General features: G+C 70.1%; 9 protein-coding genes. 6 read left to right on the top strand and 3 right to left on the bottom strand.

Going from position 1 to position 11319, the window contains the following annotated elements; translation table 11 throughout:
• Window positions 1-53: 53 nt before the first annotated feature.
• The 3 genes from mctP to ACFRQN_RS36985 form a co-directional block, all read right to left on the bottom strand.
• Complete coding sequence (mctP, locus tag ACFRQN_RS36995) at window positions 54-1664, bottom strand: monocarboxylate uptake permease MctP (RefSeq protein WP_049649418.1); 1611 nt, start codon at window positions 1662-1664, stop codon at window positions 54-56.
• Window positions 1661-1924: a DUF3311 domain-containing protein gene (locus ACFRQN_RS36990; RefSeq protein ID WP_049649419.1), complete on the bottom strand. Its 264-nt coding sequence runs from the start codon at window positions 1922-1924 to the stop codon at window positions 1661-1663. The genes mctP and ACFRQN_RS36990 overlap by 4 nt, the downstream gene beginning before the upstream one ends.
• Window positions 1925-2274: 350 nt before the next feature.
• The gene (locus tag ACFRQN_RS36985; RefSeq protein WP_049649420.1) at window positions 2275-3066 is read right to left on the bottom strand and encodes a GntR family transcriptional regulator; all 792 of its coding nucleotides are present in this window, start codon (window positions 3064-3066) and stop codon (window positions 2275-2277) included.
• Between the two features lie 340 nt (window positions 3067-3406).
• Here ACFRQN_RS36985 and ACFRQN_RS36980 point away from each other — a divergent pair, with 340 nt between their 5' ends.
• The 6 genes from ACFRQN_RS36980 to ACFRQN_RS36955 all read left to right on the top strand — a co-directional run bounded on the left by ACFRQN_RS36980 (window position 3407) and on the right by ACFRQN_RS36955 (window position 11280).
• Entirely contained in the window at window positions 3407-4696 is a 1290-nt protein-coding gene (locus ACFRQN_RS36980; protein WP_074001414.1) for an extracellular solute-binding protein, read from the top strand.
• A 138-nt stretch (window positions 4697-4834) separates the two neighbouring features.
• Window positions 4835-5863, top strand: coding sequence for a carbohydrate ABC transporter permease (locus ACFRQN_RS36975; protein ID WP_049649422.1), 1029 nt, complete (start codon window positions 4835-4837; stop codon window positions 5861-5863).
• Window positions 5860-6687 (top strand): carbohydrate ABC transporter permease, encoded by an 828-nt coding sequence (locus ACFRQN_RS36970; RefSeq protein ID WP_049649423.1) that lies wholly within the window; start codon window positions 5860-5862, stop codon window positions 6685-6687. The genes ACFRQN_RS36975 and ACFRQN_RS36970 overlap by 4 nt, the downstream gene beginning before the upstream one ends.
• A gap of 6 nt (window positions 6688-6693) precedes the next feature.
• Window positions 6694-8247 (top strand): glycoside hydrolase family 3 protein, encoded by a 1554-nt coding sequence (locus ACFRQN_RS36965; RefSeq protein WP_380744924.1) that lies wholly within the window; start codon window positions 6694-6696, stop codon window positions 8245-8247.
• A 419-nt stretch (window positions 8248-8666) separates the two neighbouring features.
• Window positions 8667-9983 (top strand): extracellular solute-binding protein, encoded by a 1317-nt coding sequence (locus tag ACFRQN_RS36960; RefSeq protein ID WP_259316730.1) that lies wholly within the window; start codon window positions 8667-8669, stop codon window positions 9981-9983.
• Between the two features lie 238 nt (window positions 9984-10221).
• Window positions 10222-11280, top strand: coding sequence for an SIS domain-containing protein (locus ACFRQN_RS36955; protein WP_049649426.1), 1059 nt, complete (start codon window positions 10222-10224; stop codon window positions 11278-11280).
• Window positions 11281-11319 lie beyond the last annotated feature (39 nt).

Here is an 11319-nt window from a genome sequence, read left to right as displayed (position 1 = left end):
TCTCCAGTGTTCACGGAGAAGGCGGCGCGATCACAGGGCGCGTACCGCGCGAATCAGTGCGCCGCTACAGGCTCCGGCGCGTTCTTCAGCTCGTCGTCGCCGGCTTCGGCGCTGTAGTCGGACGGCCTGGTCTCGTCCGGGCCGTCCGGCGCCTTGACCGCCCGCAGCACCAGGGTGAGCGCCACCGCGACGACCAGGTTGAGGGCGAAGGCGGTGACGCCGATGTAGCCGATCTCGCCGATGCCGGGGATCTCGGCCGCGTTGCCGCCGAAGTGCTTGGTGGCCGGGCTGGCGATCCCGTACGCCTTCCAGGTGCCGTACACCATGCCGGCCGCCCAGCCGGCGAACAGCGCCCAGTGGTGGAACCAGCGGGTGAACAGGCCGCCGACGATCGCCACGAAGGTCTGCAGGATCCACAGGCCGCCCAGCAGCTGGAGGTTGATCGCGGCCTGCTTGTCCATGCCGAGCACGAAGACCAGCGCGCCGACCTTCACCAGCAGCGAGACCAGCTTGGCGATCCGGGTCTCGTCGGCGGGGGTGGCGGCGGGCTTGAGCCACTCCTTGTAGACGTTGCGGGTGAACAGGTTGGCCGCCGCGATGGACATGATGGCGGCCGGCACCAGCGCGCCGATGCCGATCGCGGCGAAGGCCACGCCGGTGAACCAGTCCGGGAACATGTCCGCGAACAGCTGGGGCACCGACAGCTGGGCGTTGTAGCCCTTGACGCCCTTGCCGACGCCCGCCGCGAGCGCCATGAAGCCGAGCAGCGCCAGCAGGCCCAGCATCAGCGAGTAGGCGGGCATGATCGCCATGTTGCGGCGCACGGTCTTGCGGGACTTGGAGGCCAATACGCCGGTCACCGAGTGGGGGTACATGAACAGCGCCATCGCCGAGCCGAGGGCGAGCGTGGCGTACGTCCACTGCTTGTTCTCGGGGATGGTCAGCGAGCCGCCCTTGACCTCCTTGAAGTGCTGCGCGGCCGAGTCGAAGATGTGCCCGTAGCCGCCGAGCCGGATCGGGATGTAGATCACCGCGACGATGATCACGATGTAGACCAGGGCGTCCTTGACGAAGGCGATCAGCGCCGGGGCCCGCAGGCCGGAGGAGTACGTGTAGGCGGCCAGCACGCCGAAGGCGATGAACAGCGGCAGGTCCTTGACGAACCAGTTGGCGTTCTCCCCGCCGCCGACCCCCAGCACGTCCAGCACGGCCTGGATGCCGACGAGCTGCAGGGCGATGTACGGCATGGTGGCCAGGATGCCGGTGAGCGCGACCACCAGCGACAGCGGCCGCGAGCCGTACCGGCCGCGCACGAAGTCGGCCGGGGTCACGTAGCCGTGCACCCGGGAGACCGACCAGAGCCGGGGCAGGAAGAGGAAGACCAGCGGGTAGGCGATGATCGTGTACGGCACCGCGAAGAAGCCCGCCGCGCCGGTCGCGTACACCGCGGCCGGGACGGCGACGAAGGTGTACGCGGTGTAGAGGTCGCCGCCGAGCAGGAACCAGGTCACCCAGGTCCCGAAGCTGCGGCCGCCCAGGCCCCACTCGTCCAGGTGCGCGGCGTTGTCCGCGCGGCGCCAGCGCGAGGCGAGGAAGCCCATCACGGTGACGAGGGCGAAGAACAGCACGAAGACCACGAGGGCCGGCACGTTGACGTCCTTCATCGCGCACCGCCCTTCCGGGCCGCCTTGCGGGCCTTCTCGTCCCGGGTGATCAGCAGGTAGGCGGCGACCGTGAACACGGCCGACACCGGCACCCAGAGCAGCTGGTACCAGTAGAAGAACGGCACCCCGGCCACCGCCGGGTCGCTCTTGTCGTACGAGGACACCCAGAGCGTCGCGACGATCGGCACGAGCAGGGCGAGGCCGGCCAGCACCCGCTCGGGCGTCACGGCCGGGACGGGCCTCCCGGCTGGCTCGGGCATGACATCTTCGACGCTGGGGGGATCAGAGGGCATCTTCGGCTCCGCTCCGGAGGGGTTCCCCGTCGGCGCCGCAGCCCCTCGGCGCCGAGCGCCGCACGGGCCCGCCGAGCAGCACCATCGGTGATCGGCAGTCAGGTCAGTACGGCTGCGCAATCTAGAGCATGGGGTGATCCATGTCACCGGGATTGACCGAACTTCCCACCAGCCGGACGCAACCGGCCGGAGTCCGCCGTCGGGGGGCGCAAAAGCCACCACCGCCGGGGGCCGCGGGAGAAGCCGCCGCGGAACGCGAAGGGCACCGGCGCGTGGGTCGCGCGCGCCGGTGCCCGGGATGCGGTGGGGGAGTGCGGCTACTCCGGACGCTTCAGTCGGGTGATGAACTTGTAGCGGTCGCCGCGGTAGATGGAGCGCACCCACTCGACCGGGGCCCCGTCGTTGTCGAAGGAGTGCCGGGAGAGCTGGAGCATCGGCAGGCCGAGGTCGGAGCCGAGCAGGCCGGCCTCGCGCGGGTTGGCCAGGGTGGTCTCGATGGTCTCCTCGGCCTCGGCCACGGTGACCCCGTACACCTCGCGCAGCGCCGCGTAGAGGGAGGTGTGCTTGGCCAGGTTGCGGCGCAGGGCCGGGAAGCGCTTGGCGGAGAGGTGGGCGACCTCGATGGCCATCGGGTCGCCGTTGGCGAGCCGCAGGCGCTCGATCCGCAGCACCCGGCCGCCGGGCTTGATGTCGAGCAGCGGGGCGAGCCGGTCGTCGGCGGTGATGTAGCCGATCTCGATCAGCCGGGAGGCGGGCTCCAGGCCCTGGGCCCGCATGTCCTCGGTGTAGGAGGTCAGCTGGAGGGCCTGGGCGACCTTGGGCTTGGCGACGAAGGTGCCCTTGCCCTGGATGCGCTCCAGCCGGCCCTCGACGACCAGCTCCTGGAGGGCCTGGCGCACGGTGGTGCGGGAGGTGTCGAACTGGGCGGCGAGCGCCCGCTCGGGCGGCACCGGGGTGCCGGCAGGCTGGGTCTCGGTGAGCTGGAGCAGGTGCCGCTTCAGGCCGTAGTACTTGGGGACGCGCGCGGTCGGGTCGGTGCCGGCCTGCGTCGGGAGGCTGTTCACCTCGGGGTCGTTGACCTGGGCGGTGGATCCCCCGTCGCTGCTCATCGGACCTGTTCTCCCGCTTCTCGCGAGGCCTACGGCGACCCCGCCACATCGTTAACGGCTCACATCGTTGCATGTATGGCTACGGAACGAATACCTCATCACGCGATGAACGATGTGCGGTGTCGGCTTGATAACGGGTGGTCGAGATCGGTCGAACAGCCGTTGACAGGCCCATTGGTCTAGGCCAAGCTCCAGGCAGCTGGTCTACACCACTAGGCCGGTAGCTATGAATCCCCCCACCCGTTCGAAGGGGTCCGCGGCACCTTTCCCCCCGCTTTGTGTGGGTCTGCCGCTGCCGCCCGACGGGGGTAACCCAGGCATCCCTCAGGAGGATGGCGTAATGAAGCGTCAGCTCATCGCGGCGGTCGGCGTCGCAGCAATGGTCGTCGGCCTGGCGGCTTGCGGCTCGGACGGCAAGAAGAGCGAGGGCGACTCGGGGTCGTCCTCCGCCTCCGCGGCGGACAAGTACAAGGGCAAGACGCTCAAGGTCTGGACCATGACCGGCTCCGCCCCGAAGGGCTGGACCGACGCGGTCAAGACCGAGTTCGAGACCACCTACCCGGGCTCGAAGGTCGAGTACGCGACCCAGGAGTGGGGCGGCATCGGCGCCAAGATCACCGCCGCGCTGTCGGAGGGCTCGGTCGACGTCCTGGAGGTCGGCAACACCCAGACCGCCGGCTACGCCTCCTCGGGCGGTCTGCTCGACCTCACCAAGGAGAAGGCCGCCCTGGGCGGCGACGCCTGGCCCGCCAACCAGAACGAGTCCGCCGTCCTGGACGGCAAGCAGTACGCCGCCCCGTGGTACGTCACCAACCGCGTGGTCGCCTACAACAAGGACCTGTGGGCCAAGGCCGGCCTGACCGACACGCCGAAGACCCTGGAGGAGTTCTACAGCGACCTGGAGAAGCTGAAGACCACCGAGGGCGTCGTCGACCCGATCTACATGCCCGGCCAGGAGTGGTACGTCTACTTCGGTCTGCTCACCAGCGAGGGTGGCAAGATCGCCAAGAAGGACGGCGACAAGTGGGTCGGCGGCCTGGGCTCGCCCGAGAGCCAGAAGGCCTTCGAGACCTACAAGAAGCTCCAGGGCTACTCGGCCACCGGTCCGAAGGACAAGGACGAGGCCACCCCGCAGCAGAAGGACGTCTTCGCCCAGGGCAACGTCGGCGCCATGATCGGCCTCGGCTGGGAGCTGCCGGACGAGAAGGCCATGCCGAAGGACAAGATCGGCTACTTCGCGCTCCCCGGCAAGACCGCCGACAAGCCCACCGGCGTGTTCCTCGGTGGTTCGAACCTCGCGATCGCCTCGCAGAGCAAGAACACCGACATGGCCAAGGACTACCTGAAGATCGCCCTCAACGACAAGAACGAGGGTCTGTTCGCCGCCGCCGGCATCACCACGAACAAGCCCGCGCTGAACGCCAACATCCAGGGCGACTTCGCCAAGGCCGCCCAGCAGGGCGCCACCGTCGGCGCGATCACCCCGAACACCCCGAACTGGTCCAGCGTCGAGGACAACCCGAACCCGGTCAAGGAGTTCCTGACCGCTGTCCTCCAGGGCGGCGACTTCGCCTCCACGGCCAAGAAGTACGACGACGAGATCGCCAAGAAGCTCAACCAGAAGCAGTAAGCACCCGGGACCCGTCCTCGCACCTCCCGCAGGCGGGAGTCCGGAGGCGGGTCCCAGCAGCGTCGTTCACCGGCCCCCGGCGGGGGGCCGGTGGGCGGCGCCTGTCCGTCGTGGCCAGGTTGTGAGGAAGTGAGAACGATGGCTGTGCATTCGGAGCGGGTGCAGACACAGTCCCCGGACCCAGGGAAGGCCGCTGTGGCCGGTCAAGAGACGAGCGCCTCGGGCGGCGGCTCGAAGGGCACCGCGCCGAAGGGCGCCAGATCCGCGGGCGGCCCCAGCCTGGGCTCACGCCTCGCGCCGTACCTGCTGCTGCTGCCGGCCACCGTGGCGACCCTGGCCCTGCTGGGCTGGCCGCTGCTCAAGACGGTCCTGCTGTCGTTCCAGAACCTCAACAGGCGCCAGCTGGTCCTGCACCTGACCGAGTGGACGGGCTTCGACAACTACAAGGAGCAGCTGACCGACCCGGAGTTCTGGTCGGTCACCGGCCGGACCATCGTCTTCACCCTGGTCAACGTGGTGCTGATCATGGTCGGCGGCACCCTGATCGGCCTGCTGCTGAACCAGCTCGGCAAGAAGATGCGGCTGGTGCTCCAGGTCGCGCTGCTGCTGGCCTGGGCCATGCCGGTGGTCGCCGCGACCACCGTCTACACCTGGCTGTTCGACTCCCAGTGGGGCGTCGTCAACTGGATCCTGGAGCAGCTCGGCTGGCAGTCGATGCACGGCTACAACTGGCTCAGCAACCAGTACTCGACGTTCTTCGTGATCATCCTGCTGATCGTCTGGATGTCGATCCCGTTCGTGGCGTTCAACATGTACGCCGGCCTGACCACCATCCCGAAGGAGCTCTACGAGGCGGCCCGGATGGACGGCGCCGGCGCGCGCAAGATCTTCACCGCGGTGATCTTCCCCAACCTGAAGCCGTTCTTCCTGGCCACGACCTTCCTCGAGGTCATCTGGGTGTTCAAGGCGTTCACCCAGGTCTACGCGGTCAACGCCGGTGGACCGGAGAAGCTGACCCGGACCCTGCCGGTGCACGCCTTCCTGGAGGGTTCGGCCGGCCAGCACTACGGCGTCGGCTCCGCGATCGCGGTGCTCACCATCCTGATGCTGGGCGTGCTGATGGCGTACTACTTCCGCATCATGATCAAGCAGGAGGACGAGCTGTGAGGCGCTCTCTCTTCGGACGTACCTGGCTGAACGTGATCGCGGCCGTCCTCGCCGTCTTCTTCGTGTTCCCCGTCTACTGGATGTTCGCGACCGCGTTCAAGCAGAACAGCGACATCATCAGCCCGACGCCGGTGTTCATCCCGCTCGACGCGACCTTCGAGCACTTCACCACCGCGGTCAACGCGCCGAACTTCTGGACGTACGTCCTCAACAGCGTCGTCGTCACCGTCGGCGCGGTGCTCGGGTCACTGGTGATCGCCACCCTGGCGTCCTTCGCCATCGCCCGGATGAGGTTCCGGGGCCGCAAGGCCTTCGTGCTGGTCATCATGATGGCCCAGATGGCGCCCTGGGAGGTCATGACCATCGCGGTCTACATCATCTCCCGCGACAACGACATGCTGAACAGCCTGGTGCCGCTGACCCTCTTCTACATGATGATGGTCCTGCCCTTCACCATCTGGACGCTGCGCAGCTTCATCGCCGCGGTGCCGAAGGAGCTGGAGGAGTCGGCCATGGTGGACGGCTGCACCCGCTCCCAGGCCTTCGTGAAGGTGATCTTCCCGCTGCTGGCCCCGGGCCTGATGTCGACCTCGCTGTTCGGTTTCATCACGGCGTGGAACGAGTTCCCGCTCGTCCTGATCCTCAACAAGGACCAGGGCAAGACGCTGCCGCTGTGGCTGTCGTCCTTCAAGACCGCCTTCGGCAACGACTGGGGCGCCACCATGGCCGCGTCCACGATGTTCGCCATCCCCGTGCTGATCCTGTTCGTCTTCCTCCAGCGCAAGGCGGTCGGCGGTCTGACCGACGGCGCCGTGAAGGGCTGAGTCCACGTGAGCATCCTCGTTCCCGCCGTGCCGGACAGCGACCAGCTGCACCGCGACGCCCTGACCGTCCTCCAGCCCGGCTTCGTCGGCACCGAGCCGCCGGAGTGGCTGCGCCGCCACCTCGCCGCGGGCCTCGGCTCGGTCGCGCTGTTCGACCGCAACGTGGTCGACCTCGACCAGCTGTCCGCGCTCACCCGGGCGCTGCGCGCCGAGAACCCCGACCTCCTGATCGCCATCGACGAGGAGAGCGGCGACGTCACCCGGCTGGAGGCGGGCTCCGGCTCGTCCTGGCCGGGCAACCTCGCGCTCGGCGCGATCGACGACCCGGCGCTGACCCGGGACGTCGCCCGCGAGCTGGGCCGGGCACTGGCCGCGGCCGGCGTCAACTACAACTGGGCGCCCACCGCGGACGTCAACTCCAACCCGCGCAACCCGGTCATCGGCGTCCGCTCCTTCGGCGCCGACCCCGAGCTGTGCGCCCGGCACACCGCCGCCTGGGTGGAGGGCCTGCAGTCGGCCGGCGTGGCCGCCTGCTCCAAGCACTTCCCCGGCCACGGCGACACCGCGGTGGACTCGCACCACGGCCTGCCGGTCATCGACGTCGACCTGGACGTGCTGCGGGCCCGCGACCTGATCCCGTTCCAGGCGGCGATCGCGGCCGGCACCAAGGCCGTGATGACCGCCCACATCATGATCCCGGCGCTGGACCCGAAGCTGCCGGCCACCCTGAGCCCGACCGTGCTGCGCGACCTGCTGCGCGCGGCCCCGGCCGACGGCGGCCTCGGCTACCAGGGCCTGATCGTCAGCGACGCGATCGAGATGGGCGCCATCGCCGACACCTTCGGGATGGGCGAGGGCACCGTGCTGGCCCTGGCGGCCGGCGCGGACGCGATCTGCGTCGGCGGCGGGCTGGCCGACGAGGAGACCGTGCTGATGCTGCGCGACGCCATCGTGGCGGGCGTGCGCTCCGGCCTGCTCGCCGAGGAGCGGCTGGCGGACGCCGCCGAGCGGGTCCGGGCGCTGGGCAGCTGGGGCCGGATCGCGGCCCAGGGCGAGCGGGTCGAGCCGGACCTGGCGGTCGGCCTGCGGGCCGCGCGCCGGGCGCTCAAGGTGGTCCGGGCGCCGGGCCAGGTGGTGCCGCCGGTGAGCGAGCGCCCGTACGTGGCCTCGTTCTCGGACGAGCCGAACATCGCGGTCGGCGACGTCACCCCGTGGGGCGTGGCCGGCATGCTGGCCGACCGCTTCCCCGGCACCCGCACCCGCGCGGTGTCGGCGGCCGAGGCCGCGCCGGAGCTGCTGGACGCCCTGGTCGGCGAGCTGCTGGCCGGCGCCGAGGGCCGCCGCCTGGTGCTGGTGGTCCGGGACGCGCACCGGCACGCGTGGATGTCCGCCGCGCTGCGCCGCCTGGTGGCGGCCCGGCCGGACGCCGCCGTGGTCGAGATGGGCCTGCCCCAGTCGGAGCCGGTCGGCGCGCTGTACATCGCCACCCACGGCGCCGCCCGGGTCTGCGGACTGGCGGCCGTGGAGGTCCTCACCGGGCAGCCGGGAGCGGTCGGCTGACACGATCGACGCGACGTCACCGGCGCTGTCCGGTGGCGTCGGTGAACGGGCCCGTCATGCGCATGTCGCATGGCGGGCCCGTTCTGTTTCCCTGCCGTCGACCCGGGAGACCGCCGAGTGACCGTGTTCCCTCAAGCAGGCCTTAAATCCACCTTAAGACCTACTTAGGGTGACGGAACGACGACTGGCGGCCACGCGGTACAACGGCTCTGCAACGGCCGCCCCGACGAAGGCTTTTGGTCGTTGACACCACCTATGGTCTAGGCCAGAGTCCAGTCATCCGGTTCGAGATTCAACCTCGCCGGATGTGGTATCGGCCCTCCCCCAAGCTCTTCGCCGCCCCCTGTCCGGACTCTCCGCCACGGGCGCCAATCACGCTGCCGGCGGGCACAACGGCTCTACACCCCTCGGAGGATGGCGTGAAGAAGCGTCAGCTCATCTCGACGCTCGGGACCCTGGCACTGGCGGTCGGCCTGACGGCCTGTTCCTCGACGGCGAAGCCCTCGGGCGACGCCGGCGCGGCCGGTTCCGCGGACCCGAAGGCCGCCGGTGGCACCGTCACCGTCTGGCTGATGGACGACGCCCAGAAGAACTGGCCGGACCTGGTCCAGCGGGTCAACGACGAGTTCGCGGCGAAGTACCCGAACGTCACCCTCAAGCTCGCCTACCAGGGTTGGGCCGACAAGCTGGCCAAGCTCGACAAGGCCATCGCCGACGGCAGCGCCCCCGACGTGGTCGAGCTGGGCAACACCGAGACCATGAAGTACGTGCTCTCCGGCGCGCTGGCCCCGGTGGACCGCGGCACCTTCGACAACTCCGACAGCTGGATCAAGGCGCTCGCCAACACCTGTACGTACCAGGACAAGCTCTGGTGCGTGCCCTACTACGCCGGCTCCCGGGTCGCCATCTACAACTCCACCGCCTTCCAGCAGGCCACCGGCAGCGCCGACTTCCCGAAGACCGAGGCGGAGCTGCTGGCCGCGCTGGACAAGGTCGCGGACCGGAACAAGGCCGACAAGACCTTCTCCCCGCTCTACCTGCCCGGCCCGTACTGGTACGCCGCGATGAGCTACGTGGCCGCGTACGGCGGCGGCATCGCCAAGTTCGACGGCTCCGGCAACTGGCACGGCACCCTGCACGACCCCAAGTCCCAGCAGGGCATCAGCCACTTCGTCGACCTGGTGCGCAAGTACAACAAGGGCGACCTGGCGGTGAACGAGCAGAACCAGTTCGAGTCGATGGCCCGCGGGCACGCCGCGTCCTTCTACGGCAACGGCTACGAGGCGGCCAGCGTCACCGCGCCGGTCACCGGCGACCCGAGCCTCAAGGACGCCGTCAAGGTGGCCACCATGCCCGGCCCGGACGGCAAGCCGCTGCCGACCTTCATCGGCGGCTCCGACCTCGCCGTCACCGCCAAGTCCCAGCAGGTGGCGCTGGCCACCGACTGGATCCGGATGTTCACCAGCACCAAGTCCGAGCAGGCGCTGGCCGACAAGGACATCCTGCCGAACAACCTGACCCAGCTGAACCCGCTGAAGAGCAAGCCGAGCACCGCCGCCGCGGCCAACGCCGTCCCGGACGCCTGGTTCACCCCGCTGGCCCCCGGCTGGGGCGCGGTCGAGAAGCAGAAGATCATCCCGGACATGCTGACCTCGATCCTCAAGGGCAAGTCGGTGGACCAGGCCACCAAGGAGGCCGACGCCGCGATCGACCAGCTGATCAACAAGGCGTCCTGACCTCCCGTCGCGCCCGTCTCCGGACGCCCGTCCCGCCGTCGGAAGGGCGTCCGGAGGGGCGTGCGGGTAGGCGTGCGCGCGGGGCGCGCGGGTGTGCGGACGGAGGTGCCCGGCGGCGGGCGCGCCCGTAGGATCGTGGGACGAAGGACCGCAGCGAGTGTGCGGACTCGCCGCCTGGAGGTCCCCGCCGGGCAGCCGCCCGAGCGGGGTCGAACCGTCTCACCGGAGGCAGACCCAGATGTCCGACCCGCAGACCGTTCCCGTCCCCGGCCGGATCATGGCGGCGGAGATGGCCGAGCAGCCGGCCGTCCTCCAGCGCATCCTCGACGAGGGTGCCCCGAAGATCCGCGAGGTCGCCGCACAGATCGCCGCCCGCCGCCCGCGCTTCGTCCTGCTCACCGCGCGGGGCACGTCCGACAACGCCGCGCTGTACGCCAAGTACCTGATCGAGATCCTGCTCGGCAAGCCGGCCGGCCTGACCTCGATGTCCACCACCACCGCGTACGGCGCCAAGCCGGACCTCACCGACGTGCTGGTCGTCACCGTCAGCCAGTCCGGCGGCTCGCCCGACCTGGTGGCCTCCACCAAGGCCGCCCGCGAGGCCGGGGCCGTCACGCTCGCGGTGACCAACAACGCCGCCTCGCCGCTCGCCGAGGTCTCCGAGTTCCACATCGACGTGCTGGCCGGCCCGGAGAAGGCGCTGCCGGCCACCAAGACGTACACCGCCGAGCTGCTGGCGCTCTACCTGCTGGTCGAGGGCCTGCGCGGGGGCGACGGCGCGGCCGCCAAGGAGCTGCCGGGCCTGGCCGCCGGGGTGCTGTCCCGCCGGGCCGAGGTGAAGGCGCTGGCGGAGCGCTACCGCTTCGCCCAGCGCCTGGTGATCACCTCGCGCGGCTACGGCTACCCGACCGCCCGCGAGGCGGCGCTCAAGCTGATGGAGACCACCTACATCCCGGCCACCCCGTTCTCCGGCGCCGACCTGCTGCACGGCCCGCTGGCGATGGTGGACAACGTCTCGCCGGTGATCGCGATCGTCCCGGACGGCAAGGGTGGCGAGGCCCTCCAGCCGGTGCTGGACCGGCTGCGCGGGCGCGGCGCGGACCTGGTGGTGGTCGGCCAGCAGGCGCAGGTGGACGCCGCCTCGGCCGGCTTCGCGCTGCCGGCCGGTGTGCCCGAGGAGGTGCAGCCGATCCTGGAGATCCTGCCGCTGCAGCTGCTGGCCTACGAGGTCACCATCGCCCGCGGCCAGGACCCGGACGCCCCGCGCGCCCTGGCCAAGGTCACCGAGACGCGGTAGCCCGTCCCGCACGCGAGCCGGCCCCGGTCCACGGGTTGT

The organism is Kitasatospora sp. NPDC056800, from assembly GCF_042789775.1.
Lineage (GTDB): Bacteria > Actinomycetota > Actinomycetes > Streptomycetales > Streptomycetaceae > Kitasatospora.
The sequence above is the reverse complement of the archived record's forward strand: the minus strand, read 5'-3'. Positions and strand labels throughout refer to the sequence as shown.